The following is a 25,425-nucleotide window of genomic DNA, read 5'->3' as shown; positions in this document are numbered from 1 at the left end:
ACTCCGTGGGGCCACGGCCCCGTGCGGCCGAACGCCATTGGGCCGTGCGACCGAAACCCTGCGGATAGGGCGGGTGGTCCCCATTGGGGTGAGGACCACCCGCCCTGGGCCCCTTCGGGGCCGTTCAAGGGGCCTTACCAGGCAAACCCCAGCCTGGTGGGGCCCTGTTTAGGCCAGATCTGTGACAGGTATCACCGCGCAGGTGTGATCTGCGATTTAGGGACCCACGTCCTGCGGCGATAACCTGCGAGACGGACATGCCGCGCGCTCGGACACCGTGTGCGCCACCCTTGTGACAGCGGACGTCACGTTGCCCTTCGCGGCACGCCCACGCATCCAACGAACCGCGAGATCACTGATAGGGACGGACGCGCGTGGACCTGTTCGAGTACCAGGCGAGGGACCTCTTCGCCAAGCACGGTGTACCGGTGCTGGCCGGTGAAGTCATTGACACGCCTGAGGCAGCCCGCGAGGCGACCGAGCGTCTTGGCGGCAAGTCCGTCGTCAAGGCCCAGGTGAAGGTCGGTGGCCGCGGCAAGGCCGGCGGCGTCAAGCTCGCCGCCACCCCGGACGAGGCCGTCGCCCGTGCGACGGACATCCTCGGCATGGACATCAAGGGCCACACGGTCCACAAGGTGATGATCGCCGAGACCGCGCCCGAGATCGCCGAGGAGTACTACGTCTCGTACCTCCTCGACCGCACCAACCGCACCTTCCTCGCCATGGCGTCCGTCCAGGGCGGCGTGGAGATCGAGGTCGTCGCGGAGGAGAACCCCGAGGCCCTCGCGAAGGTCCCGGTCGACGCCAACGAGGGCGTCTCGATCGAGAAGGCCCGCGAGATCGTCGCCCAGGCGAAGTTCCCGGCCGAGGTCGCCGAGCAGGTCGCCGAGATCCTGGTGACGCTGTGGGACACCTTCATCAAGGAGGACGCCCTCCTCGTCGAGGTCAACCCGCTCGCCAAGGTCGCCGACGGCCGCGTCATCGCCCTCGACGGCAAGGTGTCGCTGGACGAGAACGCCGAGTTCCGTCAGCCCGAGCACGAGGCGCTCGTCGACCACGCCGCCGCCAACCCGCTCGAGGCGGCGGCCAAGGCCAAGAACCTCAACTACGTCAAGCTCGACGGTGAGGTCGGCATCATCGGCAACGGCGCGGGTCTCGTCATGAGCACCCTGGACGTCGTCGCGTACGCCGGTGAGAACCACGGCGGCGTGAAGCCCGCCAACTTCCTCGACATCGGCGGCGGCGCCTCCGCCGCGGTCATGGCGAACGGCCTGGAGATCATCCTCGGCGACCCGGACGTCAAGTCCGTCTTCGTCAACGTCTTCGGTGGCATCACCGCCTGTGACGAGGTCGCCAACGGCATCGTCCAGGCGCTGCAGCTGCTCGCCGACAAGGGCGAGGAAGTCACCAAGCCGCTGGTCGTGCGTCTGGACGGCAACAACGCCGAGTTGGGTCGCAGGATCCTGTCGGACGCCAACCACCCGCTGGTCCAGCGCGTGGACACCATGGACGGCGCGGCCGACAAGGCCGCCGAGCTCGCGGCTGCGAAGTAAGGGACGAGGGACTAAACAGCCATGGCTATCTTCCTCAACAAGGACAGCAAGGTCATCGTCCAGGGCATGACCGGTGCCACGGGCATGAAGCACACCAAGCTCATGCTGGCCGACGGCACGAACATCGTCGGTGGCGTGAACCCGCGCAAGGCGGGCACGTCCGTCGACATCGACGGCACCGAGATCCCCGTCTTCGGCACGGTCGCCGAGGCGATGGAGAAGACGGGCGCCAACGTGTCCGTCCTCTTCGTGCCGCCGGCCTTCGCCAAGGCCGCCGTCGTCGAGGCGATCGACGCGGAGATCCCCCTCGCGGTCGTCATCACCGAGGGCATCGCCGTCCACGACTCCGCCGCCTTCTGGGCGTACGCGAAGTCGAAGGGCAACAAGACCCGCATCATCGGCCCGAACTGCCCCGGTCTCATCACCCCGGGCCAGTCCAACGCCGGCATCATCCCGGGCGACATCACGAAGCCGGGCCGCATCGGCCTGGTCTCGAAGTCCGGCACGCTGACGTACCAGATGATGTACGAGCTCCGTGACATCGGCTTCTCGTCCGCCGTCGGCATCGGTGGCGACCCGGTCATCGGTACGACGCACATCGACGCGCTCGCCGCGTTCGAGGCCGACCCCGACACCGACCTGATCGTGATGATCGGTGAGATCGGTGGCGACGCCGAGGAGCGTGCGGCGGACTTCATCGCCAAGAACGTGACGAAGCCGGTCGTCGGCTACGTCGCCGGCTTCACCGCGCCCGAGGGCAAGACCATGGGCCACGCCGGCGCCATCGTCTCCGGCTCCTCCGGCACGGCCGCCGCGAAGAAGGAGGCCCTCGAGGCCGCCGGCGTCAAGGTCGGCAAGACGCCGACCGAGACGGCGAAGCTGGCGCGCGAGATCCTCGCCGACTGAAGCCGGACGAGTCCGAACGCGGATGGGCCCGCACTCCCTTGCCGGGGGTGTGGGCCCATCCGCGTAGGCATCCCGCCGTACGGCGTACGGCGGGATGCCTACGGCGCGCGACGGATACGGCGTACTCAGCGTGGCTGCGGAACCAGTCGCTCCGGACCGTTCACCGCTTCCGCCCTGAGCTTGGCGCGCAGGAGCAGCTTCTCTGCGGACAGCGGCCCGGGCGCGACCCGTGGCGGCAGCCCGAGCACCAACGCGCCCGGGGCGAGCGGCGGCTCGTAGTGGTCGGCTGCCGTACGGAGCGTCACCGTCGTGGCGCCGATGAGGACGACCGTGAAGGCGATGGCCGCGCGGGTCCACTGCCGGGCGCGTTGCTCGCCGCCACAGCGGACGTTGAGGGGTTTCGCGGCGCGCAGCCGCTCCGTGCCGGCGAGTTCGACGAGCCGCCGGTGCAACTCCTCCGGCACCGCCAGCTCCGGCAGCCGGGCGGTGATTGCCTCGCGTGCGCGCAGCAGCCGGTTGGCCGCCGCGGGCGTGCTCGCCTCCGTCTCGGCCGCGGTCTCCGGCAGGCCGAGCCCGACCCCGTCGTAGAGCAGCAGGGTCCGCCGGTACATGGGCGGCAGTTTCAGGAGTACGTCGAGCAGTGCGCGGTCCGCGGCATCCGCGGGCGGCGGTTCCGGGTGCCGGTGCCGGGGGCGCATCTTGTGCCAGGGTGAGAGCGCGAACTCGTGTGCCGTCGCCCGCACCCACCCCGCCGGATCCCGGTCCATGGCCACCTCGGGCCAGCGGTGCCAGGCCAGTTGGAAGGCCCGCTCCACGGATTCGCGCGCCAGTTCGCGCCGTCCGGTGAGCAGATAGGTCTGCCGTACGAGGGCGGGGGCGCAGTAGGCGTAGAGGGCGTCGAACGCCTGAGCCGGGGTCAGGGAGGCCGCTTCCGGCTCGGAAGGGGAACCGTGGGAGGGCTCGGGCCGGGGCTCGCGCACCGGCTCGGGCTCGGGCTCGCGTCGGGGCTTGGGTTCGACCTTGAGGTCGGACTGGGCCTGGGGCTGGGACTGGGGCTGGGGCCTGGGTTCAGGGGCGACCTTGAGCTCGGGCTGGGGTTCGAGCTCGGGTCCGGGTTCGGGTGTGGGGTCCGTCTGTTCCTGGGATGTCTGTACGGGGCCGGTGGCGGCGCCGACCAGAGACGGAGCCGACCGCTCCTGAGGAACGGTCACCTCGGCGGCCGTCAGCAGCCGTACGTACGCTTCCCGTTTGCGACCGCGCGGTGTCTTACGGCCGGTCTCCCATGAGCGGACCGTCTCGCGGGTGACGCCCACCGCGGCAGCGATGTCCGCCTGGCTCAGCGACTTGGCCTCGCGCAGACGGCGGCGCTCTTTGGGGGAGGGCAGGGGGGGTGCAGGGTTGCGTGTCATTTCGGACCCCACCCGGTGCCCTTTAGTACGAAAAGGTACATAGCTGCATATTGAGCGACACCGCCGATGTTCGCCTGTTACGAGGAGAAAGCGCGTGTCGTTGGGAGCATGGTGGGTGTGACCCAAATGACCGACCGCAGGCTGTCGTTGTCGCCCCTGCTCACCCGGATGCGCCACCGATCACCCGGACTGGCCGCCAGCCTCCTGGGTGGCGCCCTTGCGGCGGGGCTCGGACTGGGCTCGTTCGCCGCCCTCGTCATGGTGCTGTGGATCAGCTCGCCGTACCCGGACGGCGGACCGGGCGGAGCGCTGCATGTGGCTGCCGCGTTGTGGCTGCTCGCGCACGGCGTGGAGCTGATCCGCACCGAGACGTTGTCGGGCCTGCCCATGCCGGTGGGGGTGACACCGCTGCTGCTGGTCGTCCTGCCGGTGTGGCTGTTGTACCGGGCGGCGCGCGACGCGGCGGACGCCGATGCCGAGGCGATGGCGCACACGGTGTGGGCCGGGACCGTCGTGGGCTATCTGACCGTCGGCGGGGCGGCCGCGCTGTACGCCTCGGGCGGGGAGTTGCGGCCGTCGTGGGGGTGGACGGCGGTGTGCCTGCCGCTGCTCGCCGGGAGCGCGGCCGGGGCGGGGGTGTGGCCGGAGTGCGGTCGCCCCCGCGGGCGCGTTCCCGCGTGGATGCGCCGGATTCCTGCCGTACTGCCCGCCGGTGTGCGCCGTTGCTTCCCCGAGCTTTTCGGGGCCTCGGCGCGGGCGGCGGGGGCCGGGGCGGCGGTGCTCGTCGGAGGTGGGGCGCTGTTGGTGGGGGCGTCACTGGTGTGGCACGGCGGCGCCGCCCGGGACTCGTTCCAGCAGGTCACCGAGGTGTGGTCGGGGCGGTTCGCGGTGTTGCTGCTCTGTCTCGCCCTGGTGCCGAACGCGGCGGTGTGGGGCGCGGCGTACGGGCTCGGGCCAGGGGTGGTGCTGGGGGTCGGGCATGTCGCGGGGCCGTTCTCCGTGGCGGGGCCGGAGCCGTCGCTGCCGGCCTTTCCGTTGCTGGCGGCGGTGCCGGTGCCGGGAGCGGGGGCGGGGGCGGAGTGGGGTTGGGTGGGTGGGGTGGTGCCCGGGGCGGCGGGGGTGACGGTGGCGTGGTTCCTGGTGGCTGCGGGGGTGCCGCGGGTGCCGCGGGTGCCGGGGGAAGGGCGTGAGGTTTGGTCGTGGGGGCGGATGGTGGTGGGGATGGGGCTGGCGGGGGTGTTGTGCGGTGTTGTGCTGGCGGTGCTTGCCGGGGTGGCGGGTGGGCCGTTGGGGGTGGCGGCGTTGGCGCACTTCGGGCCGGTGTGGTGGCAGGTGGGGGGTGCGGCCGTTGTGTGGACGGTGGGGGTGGGAGTTCCGGTGGGGGTGGGGGTACGGGGGTGGAGGCTTCGGGAACGGCATCGACGTTCGTGGCGGGTGTGGCCGTCGCGGCCGGTGTGGCCGGCGTGGCTCTCTTGGCCGGGGCGGGCTGGGTGGCCGGGGTGGCCCGCGCGGGCTTCATCGGGCTCGTTGACGCCATTGGTCTCATGGCGGTCATGGTGCGCACGGCCCTTGCGGCTCTTGTGGCTGTTCCGGGGGAAACGGTCGCGTGGTGACGGGGTTCAGGTGTCGCCCGCCACGCCTGCCATGCCTGCCGTGCCTGCCATGCCCGCCTCGTCGGCTGCGCCGGTCTCGGGTCCGGAGCGGGATTCTGGGGGCGAGCTGTATGATTTTCTGCCCTCCGACGCCGCGGGATCGGCGTGGCACGAGGATGCGGCTCGTGAGTCCCGGTGGGAGGCGTTGAGGGAGGCGTCGTCGTTGCCGCTGGAGTCGCTGGAGTCGCTGGAGACTCCAGCGACTCCAGAGCCGGATCGGTGACGCGCCGTGCGTGATGCGTCCCGCCGCTGCCCCCCGCCCCTTCCCCTGCCCGTCCCATCCAGCGGGTGGGCGGGGGCGCCGGTCGGCACCGTCAGCTGCGTGTTCCCAACAGGCCCCGCAGGTCCTTCGGGAGAAGGTCGTTGCAGGACTGTTTTGCCGTGTTGGTGAGGGCGTCGTTCGTGCAGGAGTAGTAGTCGCTGTAGACGAACTGCGCGGTGAAGGTCGCGGCGACCATGACGATGGCCAGGGACGCGGTGACCAGACCGCTCACCGCGGCGGTCGTCTGAGGGCGGGCGTTCGAGTCGGGAGCCGGGGCGTCCGGGTCCGGGGTGCGGGGCTTGGCGCGCAGGGCACTGCCGCCCCAGTACAGGGCGAGCGCGCCGAGCAGCAGCGCCACGTACGGCCAGCTGAACAGGGCGAAGAAGAACGCCCACATCCCGGAGAGCAGCGCGTACCGCGCACGGCGCTGGGCCGGGTCCGTCGGGTCCCAGCGCATCCCGGAGCCCGGACCGCCGCCGGGTCCCTCGGGGCCGCCCTGGCCCTGCGGGGCCCCGGGTCGGTCACCGAAACCGCCGCCGGTCGAACGCCCCGGCTGCCGGTCGCTCCACTGACTGCCCCACGGGAGCTGCCCGGGGCCGGGACCGGAACCGGAGTCACCGTTCTCGTCCGAACCCTGCCCGCCGGTCGGACGCCTCGGCTGCCAGGGCCGGTCGGGCGTCCCCTCCGGCGGCGGAGCGAACGGATTGTCGTCGGAGCCGGAGCCGGAGCCGGAGCCGGAGCCGGAGCCGGAGCCGGAGTCGGAGCCACCCGTCGAGCCGCTCCCGTCCGCGGAGTCACGTCCGCCCGAGGAGCCGTACCCGCCCGCGGGCGAGTCCCCGCTCTCCTGCGGCGGGGTAGGCGAAGGGCGCCGCTCGCGCAGCAGCAGCGGAGGGAGTCGGAGACTGCGGTCCGGCATCAGGTGTGCGTCTTCCCCTTGGTGGTTCTGGCGGGCGGCGTGTCCACACGGCATCGTGCTCGCGACGCGCACCCCGAGCTTCCTGACCAGGGCCCGCACCCTGGACGTTCGTTTCGAGGACGTTCGTTTCCAGGACCGGCACCCCGAGCGTTCTACCGTCCCTGGTCAACGTTCCACGCGTACAGGGCGTTCCCCATGCGGAACGGCGTCCCCGGGGATGGTCCTCCCTAGACGCTACCTTCCGGCCACGCCCCCGTCCCGTGGGGGCCGCCCGGTGTGCCGGTATCGTTGCTGACGGTCGGCCGCTTCGTAGACTTCCCCGTATCCCGGGGCGCGAAGCATTCGTACGACCGTACAAACGCTCCCCCGAGAAAGGGCCCCGCCGTGGCCAAGACCAAGCGCCTCGTCGTGCTGGTCTCCGGATCAGGCACGAATCTGCAGGCACTGCTCGATGGCATTGCCGAGGCCGGGCCCGAGGCCTACGGGGCCGAGATCGTGGCCGTCGGTGCCGATCGCGACGGCATCGAGGGGCTCGCCCGGGCCGAGCGGGCCGGGCTTCCCACCTTCGTGTGCCGCGTCAAGGATTACGACAGCCGGGACGAGTGGGACCGAGCGCTCGCCGAGGCCGTCGCCGCCCACGAGCCCGACCTCGTCGTCTCCGCGGGGTTCATGAAGATCGTGGGGAAGGAATTCCTGGCCCGGTTCGGTGGGCGGTTCGTCAATACGCACCCCGCCCTGCTGCCCAGTTTTCCGGGGGCCCACGGCGTGCGCGACGCGCTCGCGTACGGCGCGAAGGTCACCGGATGCACCGTCCACTTCGTCGACGACGGCGTCGACACCGGACCGATCATCGCTCAGGGCGTGGTGGAGGTCCGGGACGAGGACGACGAGAGCGCTCTGCACGAGCGCATCAAGGAAGTCGAGCGAAGGCTGCTCGTCGATGTCGTGGGGCGGCTCGCCCGCAACGGCTATCGCATTGAGGGACGAAAGGTAGTTATCCAGTGACCGCCGACAGCACAGTCACGGCCGAGAGCACCGAGAGCACCAAGCGGATCATCCGGCGCGCGCTCGTCAGCGTCTACGACAAGACCGGGCTGGAGGAACTGGCTCGCGGGCTGCACGAAGCCGGTGTCGAGCTCGTCTCCACCGGGTCCACCGCCGCCAAGATCGCCGCGGCCGGTGTCCCCGTCACCAAGGTCGAGGAGCTGACCGGCTTCCCCGAGTGCCTGGACGGCCGGGTCAAGACCCTGCACCCCAAGGTCCACGCGGGCATCCTCGCCGATCTCCGTCTCCCCGATCACCAGCGGCAGCTGGCGGAGCTGGGCGTCGAGCCGTTCGGCCTCGTCGTCGTCAACCTCTACCCCTTCCGCGAGACCGTCGCCTCGGGCGCGTCGCCCGACGAGTGCGTCGAGCAGATCGACATCGGCGGGCCCTCGATGGTCCGCGCGGCCGCCAAGAACCATCCCTCCGTCGCCGTCGTCACCAGCCCGGCGCGGTACGGCGACGTCCTCGCCGCCGTCAAGACCGGTGGCTTCGACCTGCGCACCCGTAAGCGGCTAGCCGCCGAGGCCTTCCAGCACACCGCCTCGTACGACGTGGCCGTCGCCTCCTGGTTCGCGGACGACTACGCGGCCGCCGACGACAGTGGCTTCCCCGACTTCCTCGGCCACACCTACACGCGCAAGAACACCCTGCGCTACGGCGAGAACCCCCACCAGGGCGCGGCCCTGTACGTCGACGGCACGGGCGGCCTCGCCGAGGCCGAGCAGCTGCACGGCAAGGAGATGTCGTACAACAACTACACGGACACGGACGCCGCACGCCGTGCCGCGTACGACCACGAGGACCCCTGCGTCGCGATCATCAAGCACGCCAACCCGTGCGGCATCGCGGTCGCGTCGAACGTCGCCGAGGCGCACCGCAAGGCGCACGCCTGTGACCCGCTGTCCGCGTTCGGCGGTGTGATCGCGGTCAACCGGCCGGTGACGAAGGAGATGGCCGAGCAGGTCGCCGAGATCTTCACCGAGGTCATCGTCGCGCCGGAGTACGAGGACGGCGCCCTCGAAGCCCTCACCAAGAAGAAGAACATCCGCGTGCTGCGCGCCCACCGGGCGCCCGCGGGCCCGGTCGAGGTCAAGCAGATCGACGGCGGCGCGCTGCTCCAGGCCGCCGACCGCCTGCAGGCCGCCGGCGACAACCCGGCGACCTGGACCCTCGCGACCGGCGAAGCCCTGAACGAGGGCGAGCTCGACGAGCTGGCCTTCGCCTGGCGGGCCTGCCGCGCGGTGAAGTCCAACGCGATCCTGCTCGCCAAGGACGGCGCCTCGGTCGGTGTCGGCATGGGCCAGGTCAACCGCGTCGACTCCTGCAAGCTGGCCGTGGAGCGGGCGGGTGCGGAGCGGGCGCGTGGCTCGTTCGCCGCGTCGGACGCGTTCTTCCCGTTCCCGGACAACATCGACGTGCTGAGCGCGGCCGGTGTCAGGGCGATCGTCCAGCCCGGCGGTTCGGTCCGCGACGAGCTGGTGGTCGAGGCGGCGAAGAAGGCCGGCATCACCATGTACTTCACGGGGACGCGGCACTTCTTCCACTGACCCGCACACGGCTGCTCGCGGACGTGCGCGGCGGTGGCCTCCAGTCCTCCCCGAGGGGGCCGGAGACCACCGCCGCGTTGTCGGCCTCGTGGCGGGGGTGTGTGCCGCCGGTGGGCTCAGACCGAGTACACCGACGGCTTCGGCACTCAGACCGAGTACTTCGTGCGGTTGAACCAGGCGGCGCCGTCCGCCTTGCCGACGAACACCGCGATGAGGATGGCGAGCACGGTGTGCACCAGGCCGACGACGATGAACGGGTAGATACCGAGGATCGCGGTGAGGATGCCGAACACCAGCGCGGCGACGCGGACGCCGTTGCCGCCGTTCGCGCACTTGACGCCGAGCCAGATCGCGAAGACGCCCCAGGCCAGGACCGCGACCGTGACGCCCCACAGGACGCCGGCCGAGTAGTCCGCGAGCTGCTGGAACCGGACGTCGTCCTTGTGGCCTGCGTTGTTCTTCGCGGCGGCGACGGCGAGCGCCGAGATCGCGATCAGGATGGCGCCGAGCACCTGCAGACCGGCGATGACGAACAGCATCACGCGCGCGGCCTTCACCCCGCCGGGCATCTCCATGGGGCCGCCGGGGTAGCCGCCGTAGCCGCCGTACTGCTGCTGCCCGAGCGGCGGGGCCTGCGGGTAGCCGTAGCCGGGCTGCTGCGGGGCGCCCTGGGGGTAGCCGTAGCCGGGCGGCTGGCTCTGGGGCGGGTAGCCGGCCGGCTGGCCCTGCGGGGGACCGTAGGGGTTGTTCGGGTCGCCGAAACTCATGGCGGGTGTTCCTCCGTTGCCTGGTGCGGGGACGACGCGCGGCAAGGTGCGGAGGAGAGTTCTACAGAGCGGTCCGTCCCCCCGGTACTGCCCGCGGCACTGTGTGGTTCATCGTTCTAAAAGCCTTACTTATTTGTCCAGGGCCCTTCCGGTTGTGTTGTGCACGTGTTGTGCAAGCGCAACATCGCTGATCGCAGGGGGAAAGGGGCGCCCGGATTGGAACCGGGAGCGGGTCATCCGCGAGGATGGGTCCATGACCGCCCAGATTCTCGATGGCAAGGCCACCGCAGCCGCGATCAAGTCCGATCTGACCGTCCGCGTGGCGGCCCTGAAGGAGAGGGGTGTCACGCCCGGCCTGGGGACCGTCCTGGTCGGCGACGACCCCGGCAGCCAGAAGTACGTCGCGGGCAAGCATCGCGACTGCGCCCAGGTCGGTATCGCCTCCATTCAGCGTGAACTGCCCGCGACCGCCACGCAGGAGGAGATCGAGGCGGTGGTGCGCGAACTCAACGAGGACCCCGCCTGCACCGGCTACATCGTGCAGCTCCCGCTCCCCAAGGGCATCGACGAGAACCGCATCCTCGAGCTGATGGACCCGGACAAGGACGCGGACGGCCTGCACCCGATGAACCTCGGGCGCCTCGTCCTCAACGAGCCCGCCCCGCTGCCCTGTACCCCCAACGGTGTCCTCACCCTCCTGCGCCGCTACGGCGTGGAGATCAAGGGTGCCGAGGTCGTGGTCGTCGGCCGCGGTGTGACCATCGGGCGTCCGATGCCGCTGCTGCTGACGCGGCGCAGCGAGAACGCCACGGTCACCCAGTGTCACACCGGCACCCGGGATCTGTCCGCGCACCTGAAGCGTGCCGACATCATCGTCGCCGCGGCCGGTTCCGCGCACCTCATTCGGGCCGAGGACGTCAAGCCGGGCGCCGCCGTCCTGGACGTCGGTGTCTCGCGCAGCGCCGAGGGCAAGATCGTCGGAGACGTCCACCCGGACGTCGCCGAGGTCGCCGCGTGGATCTCCCCGAACCCGGGCGGCGTCGGCCCGATGACCCGCGCCCAGCTGCTCGTCAACGTGGTGGAAGCGGCGGAGCGCAGTGTCGGCTGAGGGCAGGTCCAAGGACAGCGGGGCACGGCGGGCGCGGGCCGCCGGTGCCGAGTCGGCCCTGCGGGATGCCGAGGCCACCTTGCGGGACGCCATCGGCGCGACCGACGCCGGCGCTGCGACCGAGGTCACCGGTGCGACGCACACCACCGGTGCGACGCACGCCGTCGGTGCGACCACCGCCATCAGCGCGCCCGGCGGCGAGGGGCGGCCGCGTCGCACCACGCGCCGCTTCCCGCTGTTCACGAGGGACACCGCGCGGCCCGAGGGCGGCGGCCGGGCGGCGCCCCGTGACGCTCCGGCCCCCGCCCGTCAGTGGCCCATCCTCGCCGTGCTGTCGGCCGTCGGCCTCGGTCTGCTGCTGACCGCCCTCGACGTGTTCCGGCTCGGCACGATCCTGATCGGCGCCGCGCTGCTGGCCGGCGCCGTGATGCGCTGGATACTGCCCGACGTGGGCATGCTCGCGGTCCGCTCCCGCTTCACGGACATGGTCACCTACGGCGTGCTGGGCGTTGCCATCGTGATGCTCTCGCTGATGGCACAGCCCCACCCGTGGCTGGTGATTCCGTTCCTGGACGACACCCTGCACTTCACGGTCCGCTGAACCCCGTACGACCCCCGGACGAGACGCGGCCCGGCAGTTCGCTGTGGCACGGAAGTGACCATTCCGCCACGGTGTCCGCGCCGCGTGACGGGAACCGTCCACTGCCGGCCGTCGTCCCTCGCTCACGGGGAACGCCGCAGGAGCGCGGGGTCGGTACAGGGCTGGAGGTGGGTGAGCGATGGGTGCCTGGCAGCCGCTACCGGAGGAATTTCCGGCGGAGGTGCGGCACTTCGTCGAGCAGTTGCGGCTGCTCAAGGACCGCACGGGGCTGAGCCTGGTCGCGCTGGGCGCACGCACCGCGTACAGCAAGTCCTCCTGGCAGCGCTACCTCAACGCGACCCAGCCGCCGCCCCGGCAGGCGGTCGTCGCCCTGTGCCGGGTCGCGGGTCTGCCGGGCGAGGAGACCGAACGCTTCGGAGTGCGCTGGGAGCTGGCGGTACGAGCCTGGCCCCGCGAGCCCGCGCCCGTATCCCCCGTATCCTCCGCGTCCTCCGTATCTCCCATATCTTCCGTATCGCCCGGAAGATTCTCGGAGGCCGGATACGAGGAGGACCCCACCCTCCCGTGGTGGGATCTGCTCGACGAGGAGCCCCGGCCCGCCGCCGCCCCGCGTACGGGCCGTCTCCTCCTCTACGCGGCCCTGCTCGCCCTCGCTCTCCTCCTCGCCGTCGTCGCGGGTGCCGTCACTCTGGGGTGATGCTGAGCGCTCTTGTGACGCGTGAGGTCGCATCTGTGTTCCCGTTGTGTCGATGTCTTGACAAGTTCAGGGATTTACCCTGATCCGTCCCAACGACCCGGTTAACGTGGGTAATCGGCACGGTCCCGGACATCCCATGCGGAGGCGGAGCATCCGATGGGCGGGCACGTTGTCGATGGGACACTGGACCGGGGTCCGACGGGCGTGCAACGGTGCATGCCCCGGCCCGAATGCTCCCGTACGCCCCCACTCCGGGAACTGAGATCCTGACCGAGCGCATCCCTGTGGGTAGCCAGAACGGGGATCAGCGGGGACGAGTGGGGACTCGGCGGAGCGGGGGGACCCCCGCGAACGCAGTTGAGAGCTCGGGGGAGCCACGTACGGGGGCAACAGTCAGGCACATACGGGGGGAAAGAAGCAGGGGGGAGCAGTAATGCCTCGTTGGAGGGCCTTGCCGGATGAACTCGATCCGCAGGTCAGGGAGTTCGCCAGCCAGCTGCGCCGGCTGGTCGACCGGAGCGGGCTGAGCATCGCCGCCGTGGCCGACCGTACGGGCTACAGCAAGACATCCTGGGAGCGTTACCTCAACGGCCGGCTCCTCGCGCCCAAGGGCGCGATCGTCGCCCTGGCCGAGGTGACCGGGACCAGTCCCATCCATCTGACGACCATGTGGGAGCTGGCCGAGCGGGCCTGGAGCCGCTCGGAGATGCGCCACGACATGACCATGGAGGCGATCCGGATCTCCCAGGCGCGCGCCGCGCTCGGGGAGTTCGGGGCGCCCCCGGCGAAGGGGAGCAACGGCAAGCAGGCCCGCAAGGGCGGCAGCGCGACCGCGATGCCCGGAATCGCCGGGCCCGCGGGAGTGTCACCGACGGTGCCGCCGCAGCCGTCCGCCACGGAGGTGGAGGACTCGGTGTACGGCTCCTCGACGTCGTACGGGGGTGGCTCGCGGGGCGGTGCGGGATACGGCGGGTCCTCGTCCGGCGGGTCTTCGTCCGGCGGATCCTCCGCGGGTGGGGCTTCGCGTGGCGGCAGTTTGGGGGCCGTCGCCACGCCGTCCGGTGACGCGGGACCGTACGGTCCTTCGGCTCCGGTCGGTCCCGCCGCACCCGCCGCACCCGCCGCGCCCGTTGGTGGTGACGGTGGCGGTGGTGGCAGTGCTTCGACGGGCGGTGCGGTGGACGGGGCCGCGCGGCGCAAGCGGCGGCTGACGATGTTCCTCGCGGGGGTCGTGGGTGCGCTCGTCGTGATAGCCGCGGCCGTCTACTTCACCGGAGGCGGCGACAGCAAGAAGGACCAGAGTGCGCCCAAGTCGGCTCCGACGTCCGCCTCCGCCAACCCCGACCTGCCGGCCGGAGTGAAGTGCAGCGGCGCCGACTGCACGGGCAAGGACCCGGAGAACATGGGGTGCGGGGGGCAACTGGCGACGACCACCACCAGCGTCACCGTCGGCACCACCCTCGTCGAGGTGCGCTACAGCAAGACCTGTTCCGCCGCCTGGGCCCGTATCACCCAGGCCGTGGCCGGCGACTCGGTCCAGGTGTCCGCCGGTACCGCGCCCAAGCAGACCGGTACCGTCGGCACCCGCACCGACGCCTACACCCCGATGGTCGCCGTCAAGGACGCCACCGAGGCGAAGGCCTGCGCCACCCTGAAGTCGGGCCGGCAGGGCTGCACGAAGTGAATGAGCGGGGGCGGGGGCTCCGCTCCGGATCGACGCTGTTGGCGCATCCGCCGCGGGTAGGGTGCCGGCCGCGGGAATGTGACACTTTCCGTGCGAGTGTCACATTCCCGCGGCCACCCACCGGGGGTCTGGTGCCGAAGGTCGGTCGCCCGCGCCGTCGATGGCGTGGGCGCGTGGTTCCCCGCGCCCCTTGCGGTCCGCTCCGGGGGTTGTGGGGTGGGCCACACGGGGCCCGGCCGTGCGGGGTGGCTGATGCGCGATAGCCTGACGGCGGATCTCTCTTGACGCCGAGAGATCGATCATCGGTTCCTTTGATCGATCATTGCGGTGGATGCAGGGGAAGATCCTGCACCCCGGGGCAGGGACGCCCCACCGCCAGCTGTCATACGGAGAACGCCATGACCCGCACTCCCGTGAACGTCACCGTCACCGGCGCGGCCGGCCAGATCGGTTACGCCCTGCTCTTCCGCATCGCCTCCGGCCAGCTGCTCGGCGCGGACGTGCCGGTCAAGCTGCGCCTCCTGGAGATCACCCCGGCGCTGAAGGCCGCCGAGGGCACCGCCATGGAGCTCGACGACTGCGCCTTCCCGCTTCTCGCGGGCATCGACATCACCGATGACCCCAACGTCGCCTTCGACGGCACGAACGTCGGCCTGCTCGTCGGTGCCCGCCCCCGCACCAAGGGCATGGAGCGCGGTGACCTCCTCGAGGCCAACGGCGGCATCTTCAAGCCGCAGGGCAAGGCCATCAACGACCACGCCGCGGACGACGTCAAGATCCTGGTCGTCGGCAACCCGGCCAACACCAACGCCCTCATCGCGCAGGCCGCCGCGCCCGACGTACCGGCCGAGCGCTTCACTGCGATGACCCGCCTCGACCACAACCGCGCGCTGACCCAGCTCGCGAAGAAGACCGGCTCCACGGTCGCGGACATCAAGCGCCTCACCATCTGGGGCAACCACTCCGCCACCCAGTACCCGGACATCTTCCACGCCACGGTCGCCGGCAAGAACGCCGCCGAGGTCGTGAACGACGAGAAGTGGCTCGCCGAGGACTTCATCCCGACCGTCGCCAAGCGCGGTGCGGCGATCATCGAGGCCCGTGGCGCGTCCTCCGCCGCCTCCGCCGCCAACGCCGCCATCGACCACGTGTACACCTGGGTCAACGGCACCGCCGACGGCAACTGGACCTCCATGGGCATTCCGTCGGACGGGTCCTACGGCGTTCCGGAGGGGATCATCTCCTCCTTCCCGGTCACCACCAAGGACGGGCAGTACGAGATCGTCCAGGGCCTGGACATCAACGAGTTCTCCCGCGCCCGTATCGACGCCTCCGTCAAGGAGCTCGAAGAGGAGCGCGACGCGGTCCGCGGTCTCGGCCTGATCTGAATCATCTGAGTCACTCGCAATCATCTGAGTCACTGGCACCACGTCGGCCCCGCCCGGGAAGTGATCCGGGCGGGGCCGACATGTGCGTACAGAAAGTACGTATCGAACGTCCGTGCTTTCTCGCTGTATGCGAGGGCGCACTGGGAGTAACTCTCGCTATCGTCGTGACGTACGGTCCGCCAGGGAAGCGCAGGGGCGCTCAGGGAAGCTGGGGCGTGGCCGGGGGAGACACGCGGGGGTGGTCCCAATGGCGGGATCGGAGAGACGGTACGCGCACAGTGAGGCGACCCGGCTGTTGTGCGCCGGGGTGCATCTGGACACGGTGTTCCGGGCGCGGGTCATCGATGAACTCATAGGACACGAGGAGCGGCCCGCGGCGCCGTCCCTCGGCGTCGACGTCGTCGCCGTACTCGCCCACGCGCTGCGGGCGCGCCGCCGGGAGGCCTTGACCGGGCTCGGGCTGCTCGCCATCTGGGTCGTGTTCTTCCTGGTGGAGGTGGTCCGGGCGGTCCACGAGGGGCCCTCCGTCGGGGCCCTCTCCTCCTTCGCGGTGATGTTGTACGCGGCCGTCTGCGCCCTGCTGTGGCTGGCGCGGGCCGCGTCCGGGTGGGGCATGACCATGTACGCCGCGAGCCGGGACGAGTTCGCCCGCCTGCGCCTGCCGCGTCGGGCGACCGCCTGGGGGCTCACCATCGTGGCGCGGGTCACGGAACTCGGCTACTGGGGCTTCGCCCTCTCCCAGTTCGCCCACGACCCCTTCCCGACGCTCTTTCCGCTCCTGCTCGCCTTCACCATCGGTGTGCACCGCTCCCAGGTGGCCACGGTCATGAGGGTCGAACTCTCCCGGGACACCTTCGCCCAGGCGTCCGTGGCGCCGCCCGTGGGCAGCGCGCGCCAGGTCCGGGTCGCGCAGGCCGTCACCTTGGAGCAGCACGCCTCCGTCGCCGTCTACGACGCCTACCGGCCGTTCGTCGGGGCCGGAAGGCCGTACGAGCCCTGGTCGTTCGCGATGGAGATCACCCCCGCCAAGAAGCCGTACGAGGGCTTGAACGGGACACTGCCGGAGCCCGCCGGCGACGGATCGACGAACGGGCAGCGCACACCGGTGCGGCTGACCAACCGACAGATCCTCGACCTGGTCGTGCCGAAGCTGCAGGCGCTGCGCGAGTCCGCCGCACGCACCAGCCGGGACCGGCTCAAGGACCTGGAGGTCGAGGAGTTCGTCTATCTGCCGTCGGGCGTGGGCCGGTACCAGGGCGTGTACGAGCCGTCGTCGGCCCGGTTGCACCTGGACGGAGCGGTGGACGAGGGCGGCGAGGCGCGCCGCCACTTCCTGCGCGTCAGAATCGGCGCCTGGGACGAGCAGGTGGTGGTCTCGGTGCTGGTCCGCGTCCACACACAGGGCGGGATGCTGGTCCTGGAGGTCGTGCCGCACGTCCTGGGACCGATCGTCGAGGAGTACCGGCGGGTGGACTTGATCGCGGCGGCCCGGGAGGGCGAGACGGGCCGCGAGGTGCTGCGGACGGTGCTGTCCGCCCCGGCGACGGGCGTCGTGGCCGGATTCTCCATGCTGCGCACCCTCGTCCAGATCCTGCGCACCTGGCTGGCCCGGCCCGAACAGGCCCCGCCCGACGCGCCGTTGGTCTCCGTGCGCGAGCTGGGCAGCACCGACCGGCTGTCGCTCTTCCAGGAGATGGACGTCAGCCGGTACATCAAGACCGTCGAGGACCGCATCGCGAGCGGGGTGCGCGAGGCGCTGCGGCGCAGCGGCTGCGAGACGGGCAGCTTCGAGCAGAACATCTTCAACGTGGCCGCGGGCGGCCAGTTCATCGGTCAGATGAGCGGCGGCACCGCGGTGGGCCGGATCAGCAAGAGCGCCGTCGCCATGGGCAGCGGCGGCGCCTCGTACACGGAGGGGAACAGGGATGACTGACGGCACGGGCGGACGGGTCGACCGGATCAAGCGCAGCGCGGTGAACTTCGGCGACCACGGCACCGCCAACTACCAAGAGGCGCCGCGCGCGGCCGCCGCCGACGAGACGACCGCGGCGCTCCTGGAGGCCGTCCGCACACTGCGCGAGCATCTGCGGCTGCTCACGGAGACGGACGACACGACCGCACTCGACGGCGAACTCGCCGTCGTACAAGGGGAGATCGAGAGAACGGGCCAGGCGGACCGAGCGCGGCTCGGCCGACTGCGCATGCGGCTGCAGACCGCCGCCACGGCGGTCGCGGGGCTGGCGTCGACGGCGGCCGTGGTGCAGGTCATCGCGCAGCTGGCGGGCTAGCGGGCCGGCGGGGCAGCGCGGGGATCGGCCGAGTGGGAACGGGGTGACGAGGTGGCGCAACGGTGGGACGCCGACCGCCAGCGGTGGGTCGACGACGACGGGGCCGGCGGGCAGGACGGGGGCGGGGCCGGCGGGGGCGGGGCGCCCCCGGACGCGGAGCAGCAGTGGTGGGCGTCGGCGGCGACCCAGGCGGGGCCGTTGCGCCCGGACCTGGGTCCGCCCGAGACGCCCGTCACGCCACCGCCATCGCCGCCACCACCGCCGTGGACCGGGCCCGAGCCGGGGCCCGGGCTGCCCGAGCCGGGGCCCGGGCTGCCCGAGCCGGGGCCCGGGCTGCCCGGGCAGGTTCCCGGGGGCGGTCGGGGGCCGGGCTCCGCGGACTCGCGCCGACTGCTCGTGGTGATCGTGGCCGTGGCGGTCCTCGCGGGTGGTGTGGGAGGCGGGGTGTGGGCGCTGACCAGAGGCGACTCGTCCGGGCACACCGACTCCGGCTCGACACGCCCGGCGGTGACCGTCACGGCCACCCAGACCGCTCCCACGCCGGACGGCGGGTACACCTCCGGAAGTCCGGACACCTACGCCGACCCGGCGCAGTCCACCGACCCGGCGGCGCAGTCCACCACGCCTGAGCCGTCGCCCGGCTACAGCAGGGCGGTGGATCCGGTCGGCTACACGGTGGACGTGCCGGACGGGTGGGTGCGCAAGGAGGTCCGGGGCAAGCTGGCACCGGTCGTCACGTACACGGCTCCCGGGGGCAACGGCAGGCTCATGCTGTTCGAGGTCAAGGAGAGCTCCCTGGCCGAGTCGGCGGCCCAGGCCGAGGAGATCTCGCGGAAGCTCCCTGGGTACCAGCTCGTCGACCGGCGGAGCGGCTCCGACTGGACGGAGGTCACCTACCGCTACGACAGCCCGCAGAACGGTGCCACGCACGTGGTCGACCACCGTTTCCAGGCCGTCGACGGCACGCTCTACGCGATCAACGCGAGCGGCCCCGAGAGCGAGGACATGACCGGCCCGCTCACCACGGCCGTGAACTCCTTCTGTCCCACCGGCGCCGACTGCGCGAGCAGCGCCTGAGGCCCCGTCGGGGGCAGTCGGGCGTCCCATCACCCTCAGCGTACGTTTCGCGGTTTCCGGTCCCATTTCTGGCGTTTTTTCAGTGACCCGGCGCACTTTTGGTCACTGATTGTGCATGCATTCCGGTTCGAGGGGCAGGTGCTCCCGGTCCCCGAGAGTGACACCCGTGTGACACAGGGGCACTCAGGGGCACGGAACAGGAACGGAAGGCAACACCGACCATGGCCGGACAGCAGGCACACCAGGCACAAGCGCACCAAGCACACCAGGATCAGCAGGCACGGCAGACCATTCATGTGGGCGGCGAGTGGCGCGCGGCCGTCTCCGGCGCCACCCGCGAGATCCTCGACCCCGCGGACGCCAAACCGTTCGCCGTCGTCGCGGAGGGTGACGGGCGGGACGCGGACGCGGCCGTCGCCGCCGCCCGCCACGCCTTCGACACGGGGGAGTGGCCCCGCACCCCCGTCGCCGAGCGCGCCGCGCTGCTGCGCCGCGTCGCCGACCTCCTCGTCCGCGACCGCGAGGAGCTCGGGCTCCTGGAGAGCCGTGACGCGGGCAAGACGACCGAGGAGGGGCGCGTCGACATCGACTGCGTCGCGGACGCCTTCCGGTACTTCGCCGATCTCGTCGTCGGGGAGGGCGGCGGGCGGGTCGTCGACGCCGGGTCCGACGACATCCACAGCGTCGTCGTGCACGAGCCCGTCGGCGTCTGCGCGCTGATCACCCCCTGGAACTACCCGCTCCTGCAAGCCAGTTGGAAGATCGCCCCCGCCCTCGCCGCCGGGAACACCTTCGTGGTCAAGCCGAGCGAGATCACCCCGCTGACGACGGTCGCACTGATACGGCTGCTCACCGAGGCCGGACTCCCCGCCGGGGTCGCGGGCCTCGTCACCGGCCCCGGACACACCGTCGGCGCCCGCCTCGCCGAACACCCCGACGTCGACCTCGTCTCCTTCACCGGCGGACTGGTCAGCGGTACGAAGGTCGCGCGGGCCGCCGCCGAAACCGTCAAGAAGGTCGCCCTGGAACTCGGCGGCAAGAACCCCAACGTCGTCTTCGCCGACGCCTGCGCGACGGACGAGAGCTTCGACACCGCCGTCGACCAGGCTCTCAACGCCGCCTTCATACACAGCGGCCAGGTCTGCTCGGCCGGATCGCGGCTCATCGTCGAGGAGTCCGTGCGCGAGCGCTTCGTCGCCGAACTCGCCCGCCGGGCCGGGCGGATCAGGCTCGGCCGCGGTACCGAGGACGGCGTCGAGTGCGGCCCCCTCGTATCGGAGGGGCAGCGGGAGAGGACGGAGGCGTACGTCGCCTCGGCGCTCGCGGAAGGCGCGGTGCTTAGGGCCGGCGGCAGGCGCCCCGAGCCGTCCGACGTGCGGCCCGCCACCGGGTACTTCTACGAGCCGACCGTCCTCGACCAGTGCCACCGCGAGATGAAGGTGGTCCGCGAGGAGGTCTTCGGGCCCGTTCTGACGGTGGAGACCTTCCGGACGGAGGACGAGGCGGTCGCGCTCGCCAACGACACCGAGTACGGGCTCGCGGGCGCCGTCTGGACCGCCGACGCGGGCCGCGCCCGCCGCGTCGCGGGACGGCTGCGGCACGGCACCGTCTGGATCAACGACTTCCACCCCTACCTCCCGCAGGCGGAGTGGGGCGGCTTCGGGAAGAGCGGCGTGGGGCGCGAACTGGGCCCGGCGGGCCTCGCCGAGTACCGCGAGTCGAAGCACGTGTACCAGAACCTGGCGCCGAGGCCGGTCCGCTGGTTCGCGGGCTGACCCCAGCGACGTAATAGCCCCCCACCTCCCCGTCCCCCCACCTCCCTGTCTTCCCACCGCGCACAGCGCACAGCACTTCGCACCTTGGAGCACCCCCACATGTCCCCACACGAAAACACGTACGACTACGTCGTCATCGGCGGCGGCACGGCAGGCTCCGTCATCGCCTCCCGCCTCACCGAGAACCCCGACGTCACCGTCGCCGTCATCGAGGGCGGCCCCAGTGACGTCGGCCGCGAGGACGTCCTCACCCTGCGCCGCTGGATGGGTCTGCTCGGCGGCGAGCTGGACTACGACTACCCGACCACCGCGCAGCCGCGCGGCAACTCGCACATCCGGCACAGCCGCGCCCGCGTCCTCGGCGGCTGCTCCTCCCACAACACGCTGATCGCGTTCAAGCCGCTGCCGTCCGACTGGGACGAGTGGGAGACGGCGGGCGCCAAGGGCTGGGGCGCGGTGCCGATGGAGGCGTACTTCGCGCGGCTCCTCAACAACATCGTCCCGGTCGACGAGAAGGACCGGAACGCCATCGCCCGCGACTTCGTCGACGCCGCCCAGGGCGCGCTGGGCGTGCCGCGCGTCGAGGGGTTCAACAAGGAGCCGTTCACCGACGGCGTCGGCTTCTTCGACCTCGCGTACCACCCCGAGAACAACAAGCGCTCCAGCGCGTCGGTGGCGTATCTGCACCCGGTGATGGACGAGCGGCCCAACCTGACGCTGCTGCTGGAGACCTGGGCGTACAAACTGGAGCTGGAGGGGGCGCGCGCGACGGGCGTGCACGTGCGTACGTCGGACGGCGAGGAGATCCTCGTACGGGCCCGGAACGAGGTCCTGCTGTGTGCGGGCGCGGTCGACTCGCCGCGGCTGCTGCTGCACTCCGGGATCGGACCCGCCCACGACCTGGCGGAGCTCGGCATACCCGTCGCCCACGACCTGCCCGGCGTCGGCGAGAACCTGCTCGACCACCCCGAGTCGGTGATCGTCTGGGAGACGCACGGGCCGATCCCGGAGAACTCGGCGATGGACTCCGACGCGGGCCTGTTCGTGCGCCGCGACCCCGAACACGCGGGCCCCGACCTGATGTTCCACTTCTACCAGATCCCGTTCACGGACAATCCGGAGCGGCTCGGCTACGAACGCCCCGCGCACGGCGTCTCCATGACCCCCAACATCCCCAAGCCGCGCAGTCGCGGCCGTCTGTACCTGACCAGCGCCGACCCGTCCGTCAAACCCGCCCTCGACTTCCGCTACTTCACGGACGAGGACGACTACGACGGCCGCACCCTCGTCGACGGGATCCGTATCGCCCGCGAGATCGCCCGGACCGAGCCGCTCGCGGGCTGGCTCAAGCGTGAGGTGTGCCCGGGGCCGGAGATCACGGACGACGAGGAGCTGAGCGCGTACGCACGTCAGGTCGCGCACACCGTGTACCACCCGGCGGGCACCTGCCGTATGGGCGCCCCGGACGACCAATGGGCCGTGGTCGACCCCGAGTTGAGGGTGCGCGGGCTCGACGGTCTGCGCATCGCCGACGCGTCCGTCTTCCCGACGATGCCTGCGGTGAACCCGATGATCGGGGTGCTCATGGTCGGGGAGAAGTGTGCCGAGCTGATCGGAGGTGGTGCGTGATGAGTACGCCCGCCAGTACCGCTGCCGGTACCACCGCCCATACGGCTGCCCATACCGCCGCTTCGGTCTTCTCCGTCGAGGGCCTGTGGAAGGTGTTCGGCCCGAAGGCCGAGCGGGTCCCCGCCGACCCCGAGCTCGCCGCCCTCACCCCGGCCGAACTCCGCTCCCGCACCGGCTGCACGACCGCCGTCCGGGACGTGAGCTTCGACGTCCGCAAGGGTGAGGTCTTCGTGGTCATGGGCCTGTCCGGCTCCGGCAAGTCCACGCTGGTCCGCTGTCTGACCCGGCTCATCGAGCCGACCGCGGGCACCATCGCCATCGACGGCGAGGACGTACGCGCCATGGACAAGACCCGGCTGCGCGAACTGCGCCGCCACCGCGCCGCGATGGTCTTCCAGCACTTCGGCCTGCTCCCGCACCGGTCGGTACTGGACAACGTGGCGTACGGCCTGGAGATCCAGGGGGTCGGCAAGGCGGAACGCCGGGCGCGGGCCACCGAGGTCGTCGCCAAGGTCGGCCTGGAGGGCATGGAGCAGCGCCGGCCCGGTCAGCTGTCCGGCGGTCAGCAGCAGCGCGTCGGGCTGGCCCGCGCCCTCGCCGTCGACCCCGAAGTGCTGCTCTTCGACGAGCCGTTCAGCGCGCTCGACCCGCTGATCCGGCGCGACATGCAGGAGGAGGTCGGCCGGCTGCACCGCGACGAGGGCCGCACGATGGTCTTCATCACCCATGACCTGAACGAGGCGCTGCGGCTGGGCGACCGCATCGCGCTCATGCGCGACGGCCGCGTCGTGCAGCTCGGCACGCCCGAGGAGATCGTCGGCTCGCCCGCCGACGACTACGTCCGCGAGTTCGTCCGGGACGTACCGCGCGAGCAGGTCATGACGGTACGTACGGCGATGCGGGCCGCGTCCGCCGGAGAGGCGGCCGGCCGGGGCCCGGCGCTGGCACCGGACGCGACGGTCTCGCAGGCCATCGAGGTGGTGGCGCGCTCGGGCGACCCCGCCCGCGTCATGGACCAGGGGCGCTGCGTCGGCGTCGTGGACTCGACGACACTGCTCGGAGTGGTGGCCGGCGCGGACACACCCGCCGGTGAGCCGGTGGACGCCCCGCCCGCCGGTGAATCGCCGGACGCCTCCCGTGAGGAGGCCGTCTGATGGCCGCCGTCACCGCGACCGTCGGTCACACCGGTGTCTCCGCGCTGCTCAAGGGCGTCGGCAGACACCGGGCCGCCGGCAAGCTGCTGCTGCTCGCCGCCGTGGCGGCCGTGATCGTCCCGGTTCTCGACTCCCGTTGGGCGAGCGGCACCTGGCCCCACGCGCTCACCGTCGACCTCTCCGCACCCCTCGGCAGGGCCAGCGGCTGGATCATCGACAACCGCGACAGCCACCCCCTGTTCCTGTACTTCTTCGGGTACGTCAGCAAGGCCGTCGTGCTGTCCGTACGCGCCGTCTATCTGGTGCTGCTCGCGGCGGGCTGGGCCGGTGTGACGGCGGTGGCGGCGCTCGTCGCCTGGCGTGCGGCGGGCGTACGGCTCGCGTTCGGTACGGCCGTCGCGTTCCTCGCCTGCGGGCTGCTCGGTATGTGGGTGCCCACCATGCAGACGCTCGCGCTGATGGTGGTCGCCGTGCTCGCGTCCGTCGTGCTGGGCGCGGTGCTCGGCCTCGCCGCCGGGCTCTCCGACCGTACGTACCGCGCGCTGCGCCCCGTCCTCGACACCATGCAGGTACTCCCGGCGTTCGCGTACCTCCTCCCCGTCGTCCTGGTCTTCGGCATCGGCGTCCCCGCCGCCGTCCTCGCCACCGTCGTGTACGCCGCCCCGCCCATGGCCCGCCTCACCGCGCTCGGCCTGCGCGACGCCGACACCGGCGTGATGGAGGCCGTCACCTCGCTCGGCGCCACCGCCCGCCAGCGTCTGCTGACCGCCCGCCTCCCGCTGGCCCGCAAGGAACTCCTCCTCGGCCTCAACCAGACGATCATGATGGCCCTGTCCATGGCGGTCATCGCCTCCGTGATCGGCGCGGGCGGCCTCGGCGACCGCGTCTACCAGGCCCTCGCCACGGTCGACGTGGGCGCCGCGCTCGCGGCCGGTATCCCGATCGTGCTGCTCGCGGTTGTTCTGGACCGGGTCACGGGTGCGGCCGGGGAGCGGCTCGGCTCGGACTCCGGGGCGACGGCACTCCGCTGGGTGTACGCCGCTGTGGCAGCCGTGGTCGTGGCGCTGGCCGGACGGCTCACGGACCGTCTCGACTGGCCCGCCACCTGGACCCTCCCCATCGCCGAGCCCGTGAACCGCGCCGTCGACTGGATGACCAGCCACCTCTACTCCGGCGTTCCCTACATCGGCGGCACCGCCGACTGGGCGGGACACTTCACCACCTGGGTCCTGGACCCCGTCCGGGACGGACTCCAGTGGCTGCCCTGGTGGTCGGTCCTGCTGATCGTGGCCGCCCTGGCCTGGCTGATCGGCACCTGGCGCACCGCGCTCACCGCGGTCCTCGCGATGGCCGCGATCGGGGTACTGGGCGTGTGGAAGCCGTCCCTCGACACGCTGTCGCAGGTGCTCGCGGCGGTCGCCGTGACCCTCGTGCTCGGCTTCGCGACCGGCATCGCGGCGGCGCGCAGTGAGCGCGTCGAGCGTCTGCTGAGGCCCGTACTGGACGTTCTCCAGACGATGCCGCAGTTCGTTTATCTGATCCCCGTGGTGGCGTTGTTCGGCGTGGGCCGCGCGCCCGCCGTCGCCGCCGCGGTCGTCTACGCCCTGCCCGCCGTCGTCCGCATCACCACCCAGGGCCTGCGCGCCGTCGACCCGGCCGCGCTGGAGTCGGCCCGCTCGCTCGGCGCCACCGGCGCGCAGCAGCTGCGTCAGGTCCAGTTGCCGCTCGCCCGCCAGGCGCTGCTGCTCGCCGTCAACCAGGGTGTCGTGCTCGTCCTCGCCGTCGTCATCATCGGCGGTCTGGTCGGCGGTGGCGCGCTCGGCTACGACGTCGTGTTCGGCCTCGCGCAGGGCGACCTGGCCACCGGGCTGGTCGCCGGAGCGGCGATCGTCTGCCTCGGCCTGATGCTCGACCGGGTGACGCAGCCCACCGGGCGGCCCACGAAGAAGGGAGCGTGACATGTCTCGT

At 71.6% G+C, this 25,425-nt stretch carries 20 protein-coding genes; 17 read left to right on the top strand and 3 right to left on the bottom strand.

Annotated features, from left to right (window positions below; all coding sequences use genetic code 11):
- Positions 1 to 374: 374 nt before the first annotated feature.
- Together sucC and sucD are read left to right on the top strand one after the other, a co-directional pair.
- A complete protein-coding gene (sucC, locus tag OG747_RS17185; protein WP_369248679.1) occupies positions 375 to 1,553 on the top strand; it encodes an ADP-forming succinate--CoA ligase subunit beta in 1,179 nt (392 codons plus the stop codon).
- A 21-nt stretch (positions 1,554 to 1,574) separates the two neighbouring features.
- Positions 1,575 to 2,459: a succinate--CoA ligase subunit alpha gene (sucD, locus tag OG747_RS17180; RefSeq protein ID WP_405880226.1), complete on the top strand. Its 885-nt coding sequence runs from the start codon at positions 1,575 to 1,577 to the stop codon at positions 2,457 to 2,459.
- Between the two features lie 125 nt (positions 2,460 to 2,584).
- Here the strand turns inward: sucD and OG747_RS17175 are convergent, their stop codons facing one another.
- Positions 2,585 to 3,868 carry a sigma factor-like helix-turn-helix DNA-binding protein gene (locus OG747_RS17175; RefSeq protein ID WP_405880225.1) on the bottom strand — a complete coding sequence of 428 codons (1,284 nt, stop codon included), beginning with the start codon at positions 3,866 to 3,868 and terminating at the stop codon, positions 2,585 to 2,587.
- 108 nt (positions 3,869 to 3,976) lie between these two features.
- On the opposite strand from OG747_RS17175, the gene OG747_RS17170 reads away from it, so the two are divergent.
- Positions 3,977 to 5,743 carry a DUF6350 family protein gene (locus tag OG747_RS17170; RefSeq protein ID WP_405880224.1) on the top strand — a complete coding sequence of 589 codons (1,767 nt, stop codon included), beginning with the start codon at positions 3,977 to 3,979 and terminating at the stop codon, positions 5,741 to 5,743.
- A 91-nt stretch (positions 5,744 to 5,834) separates the two neighbouring features.
- Here OG747_RS17170 and OG747_RS17165 read toward each other — a convergent pair whose 3' ends face one another.
- Positions 5,835 to 6,698 (bottom strand): hypothetical protein, encoded by an 864-nt coding sequence (locus OG747_RS17165; protein WP_405880223.1) that lies wholly within the window; start codon positions 6,696 to 6,698, stop codon positions 5,835 to 5,837.
- A 384-nt stretch (positions 6,699 to 7,082) separates the two neighbouring features.
- Between OG747_RS17165 and purN the strand changes: the two genes are divergently transcribed.
- The gene (gene purN / locus OG747_RS17160; RefSeq protein WP_405880222.1) at positions 7,083 to 7,703 is read left to right on the top strand and encodes a phosphoribosylglycinamide formyltransferase; all 621 of its coding nucleotides are present in this window, start codon (positions 7,083 to 7,085) and stop codon (positions 7,701 to 7,703) included.
- A complete protein-coding gene (gene purH, locus OG747_RS17155; RefSeq protein ID WP_405880221.1) occupies positions 7,700 to 9,289 on the top strand; it encodes a bifunctional phosphoribosylaminoimidazolecarboxamide formyltransferase/IMP cyclohydrolase in 1,590 nt (529 codons plus the stop codon). Before purN ends, purH begins: the two co-directional genes overlap by 4 nt.
- Positions 9,290 to 9,435: 146 nt before the next feature.
- Here the strand turns inward: purH and OG747_RS17150 are convergent, their stop codons facing one another.
- Entirely contained in the window at positions 9,436 to 10,056 is a 621-nt protein-coding gene (locus OG747_RS17150) for a hypothetical protein (protein WP_405880220.1), read from the bottom strand.
- A 253-nt stretch (positions 10,057 to 10,309) separates the two neighbouring features.
- Here OG747_RS17150 and OG747_RS17145 point away from each other — a divergent pair, with 253 nt between their 5' ends.
- From OG747_RS17145 to OG747_RS17090, 12 genes are all read left to right on the top strand, one after another.
- Positions 10,310 to 11,164: a bifunctional methylenetetrahydrofolate dehydrogenase/methenyltetrahydrofolate cyclohydrolase gene (locus tag OG747_RS17145; RefSeq protein ID WP_405880219.1), complete on the top strand. Its 855-nt coding sequence runs from the start codon at positions 10,310 to 10,312 to the stop codon at positions 11,162 to 11,164.
- The gene (locus OG747_RS17140) at positions 11,154 to 11,765 is read left to right on the top strand and encodes a DUF3017 domain-containing protein (RefSeq protein WP_405880218.1); all 612 of its coding nucleotides are present in this window, start codon (positions 11,154 to 11,156) and stop codon (positions 11,763 to 11,765) included. Before OG747_RS17145 ends, OG747_RS17140 begins: the two co-directional genes overlap by 11 nt.
- 178 nt (positions 11,766 to 11,943) lie before the next feature.
- Positions 11,944 to 12,462 carry a helix-turn-helix domain-containing protein gene (locus OG747_RS17135; RefSeq protein ID WP_405880217.1) on the top strand — a complete coding sequence of 173 codons (519 nt, stop codon included), beginning with the start codon at positions 11,944 to 11,946 and terminating at the stop codon, positions 12,460 to 12,462.
- Between the two features lie 433 nt (positions 12,463 to 12,895).
- Complete coding sequence (locus OG747_RS17130) at positions 12,896 to 14,146, top strand: DUF2690 domain-containing protein (RefSeq protein ID WP_405880216.1); 1,251 nt, start codon at positions 12,896 to 12,898, stop codon at positions 14,144 to 14,146.
- A 398-nt stretch (positions 14,147 to 14,544) separates the two neighbouring features.
- Entirely contained in the window at positions 14,545 to 15,534 is a 990-nt protein-coding gene (locus OG747_RS17125) for a malate dehydrogenase (protein WP_405880215.1), read from the top strand.
- 247 nt (positions 15,535 to 15,781) lie between these two features.
- Positions 15,782 to 17,467 (top strand): hypothetical protein, encoded by a 1,686-nt coding sequence (locus OG747_RS17120; protein ID WP_405880214.1) that lies wholly within the window; start codon positions 15,782 to 15,784, stop codon positions 17,465 to 17,467.
- Entirely contained in the window at positions 17,460 to 17,822 is a 363-nt protein-coding gene (locus OG747_RS17115; RefSeq protein WP_405880213.1) for a hypothetical protein, read from the top strand. Before OG747_RS17120 ends, OG747_RS17115 begins: the two co-directional genes overlap by 8 nt.
- A 51-nt stretch (positions 17,823 to 17,873) precedes the next feature.
- Positions 17,874 to 18,899 carry a hypothetical protein gene (locus tag OG747_RS17110; RefSeq protein WP_405880212.1) on the top strand — a complete coding sequence of 342 codons (1,026 nt, stop codon included), beginning with the start codon at positions 17,874 to 17,876 and terminating at the stop codon, positions 18,897 to 18,899.
- Positions 18,900 to 19,120: 221 nt separating this feature from the next.
- Complete coding sequence (locus OG747_RS17105; protein WP_405880211.1) at positions 19,121 to 20,674, top strand: aldehyde dehydrogenase family protein; 1,554 nt, start codon at positions 19,121 to 19,123, stop codon at positions 20,672 to 20,674.
- Positions 20,675 to 20,773: 99 nt separating this feature from the next.
- A complete protein-coding gene (locus OG747_RS17100) occupies positions 20,774 to 22,303 on the top strand; it encodes a GMC family oxidoreductase (RefSeq protein WP_405880210.1) in 1,530 nt (509 codons plus the stop codon).
- Positions 22,303 to 23,457 (top strand): glycine betaine/L-proline ABC transporter ATP-binding protein, encoded by a 1,155-nt coding sequence (locus tag OG747_RS17095; protein WP_405880209.1) that lies wholly within the window; start codon positions 22,303 to 22,305, stop codon positions 23,455 to 23,457. Before OG747_RS17100 ends, OG747_RS17095 begins: the two co-directional genes overlap by 1 nt.
- Positions 23,457 to 25,415 carry an ABC transporter permease gene (locus OG747_RS17090; RefSeq protein WP_405880208.1) on the top strand — a complete coding sequence of 653 codons (1,959 nt, stop codon included), beginning with the start codon at positions 23,457 to 23,459 and terminating at the stop codon, positions 25,413 to 25,415. The genes OG747_RS17095 and OG747_RS17090 overlap by 1 nt, the downstream gene beginning before the upstream one ends.
- The last annotated feature ends 10 nt before the right edge of the window (positions 25,416 to 25,425 follow it).

The organism is Streptomyces sp. NBC_01384, from assembly GCF_045040035.1.
Taxonomy (GTDB): domain Bacteria; phylum Actinomycetota; class Actinomycetes; order Streptomycetales; family Streptomycetaceae; genus Streptomyces.
Note: the sequence above shows the minus strand (reverse complement) of the source record. Positions and strands in the feature narration are given on the sequence as shown.

Coding starts and splice junctions, on each gene's coding strand:
- sucD (WP_405880226.1), top strand. CDS start 1,575: ATGGCTATCTTCCTCAACAAGGACAGCAAGGTCATCGTCCAGGGCATG.
- OG747_RS17175 (WP_405880225.1), bottom strand. CDS start 3,868: ATGACACGCAACCCTGCACCCCCCCTGCCCTCCCCCAAAGAGCGCCGC.
- OG747_RS17170 (WP_405880224.1), top strand. CDS start 3,977: ATGGTGGGTGTGACCCAAATGACCGACCGCAGGCTGTCGTTGTCGCCC.
- OG747_RS17165 (WP_405880223.1), bottom strand. CDS start 6,698: ATGCCGGACCGCAGTCTCCGACTCCCTCCGCTGCTGCTGCGCGAGCGG.
- OG747_RS17150 (WP_405880220.1), bottom strand. CDS start 10,056: ATGAGTTTCGGCGACCCGAACAACCCCTACGGTCCCCCGCAGGGCCAG.
- OG747_RS17145 (WP_405880219.1), top strand. CDS start 10,310: ATGACCGCCCAGATTCTCGATGGCAAGGCCACCGCAGCCGCGATCAAG.
- OG747_RS17135 (WP_405880217.1), top strand. CDS start 11,944: ATGGGTGCCTGGCAGCCGCTACCGGAGGAATTTCCGGCGGAGGTGCGG.
- OG747_RS17130 (WP_405880216.1), top strand. CDS start 12,896: ATGCCTCGTTGGAGGGCCTTGCCGGATGAACTCGATCCGCAGGTCAGG.
- OG747_RS17125 (WP_405880215.1), top strand. CDS start 14,545: ATGACCCGCACTCCCGTGAACGTCACCGTCACCGGCGCGGCCGGCCAG.
- OG747_RS17120 (WP_405880214.1), top strand. CDS start 15,782: ATGGCGGGATCGGAGAGACGGTACGCGCACAGTGAGGCGACCCGGCTG.
- OG747_RS17115 (WP_405880213.1), top strand. CDS start 17,460: ATGACTGACGGCACGGGCGGACGGGTCGACCGGATCAAGCGCAGCGCG.
- OG747_RS17105 (WP_405880211.1), top strand. CDS start 19,121: ATGGCCGGACAGCAGGCACACCAGGCACAAGCGCACCAAGCACACCAG.
- OG747_RS17100 (WP_405880210.1), top strand. CDS start 20,774: ATGTCCCCACACGAAAACACGTACGACTACGTCGTCATCGGCGGCGGC.
- OG747_RS17095 (WP_405880209.1), top strand. CDS start 22,303: ATGAGTACGCCCGCCAGTACCGCTGCCGGTACCACCGCCCATACGGCT.
- OG747_RS17090 (WP_405880208.1), top strand. CDS start 23,457: ATGGCCGCCGTCACCGCGACCGTCGGTCACACCGGTGTCTCCGCGCTG.